Annotated in this window: 1 pseudogene; it reads right to left on the bottom strand. The window is 65.6% G+C overall.

Features of this window, described 5'->3' with window-relative positions:
* A pseudogene (locus tag GO615_RS30020) lies at positions 1-275 on the bottom strand (hypothetical protein); the annotation flags it as partial.
* Between the last annotated feature and the right edge of the window lie 147 nt (positions 276-422).

The raw sequence follows: 422 nt of genomic DNA, 5'->3' as shown, positions 1-422 counted from the left end.
CAGATGTACGTGCGGTCCTCGACGCGCGCGACGTCCTGCGGCGAGCTCGCGGCGTAGAACGAGTTCGGCTTCTTCTCCTCGTTGAGGCGCGTGAACGTACCCTGCTCGACGAGCTTGTCGGTGATCTGCTTCCACTCCTCATCCGATCCAGTCACCCACTGGATGCGGTCGGGGGTGGTCATCTCGGCGACCTCCGCAACCCAGGCCGCGAGGCCCTCGTGCGTCGTGCCGCCTTCGGTGGGAACGCCGGCCTTCGGCATGTCCATCGTCGTCATGTGGATCGGCCATCCTTAGTGTGCGATCGGGCCCGAGCGGGATCTCCGCGCGTGCCGTCCTGATCGCTGTCGTCGGTCACCCCGGCCGCGGACGTTTCGTGGCTGGCCACGATTGTTTTCCGCTGCACGAATGGGGACTCTTCGAAC

Origin of the sequence: Aromatoleum evansii (genome assembly GCF_012910805.1) — a bacterium.
Classification (GTDB): Bacteria; Pseudomonadota; Gammaproteobacteria; order Burkholderiales; family Rhodocyclaceae; genus Aromatoleum; species Aromatoleum evansii.
This window is presented reverse-complemented; position numbering and strand designations above follow the sequence as displayed.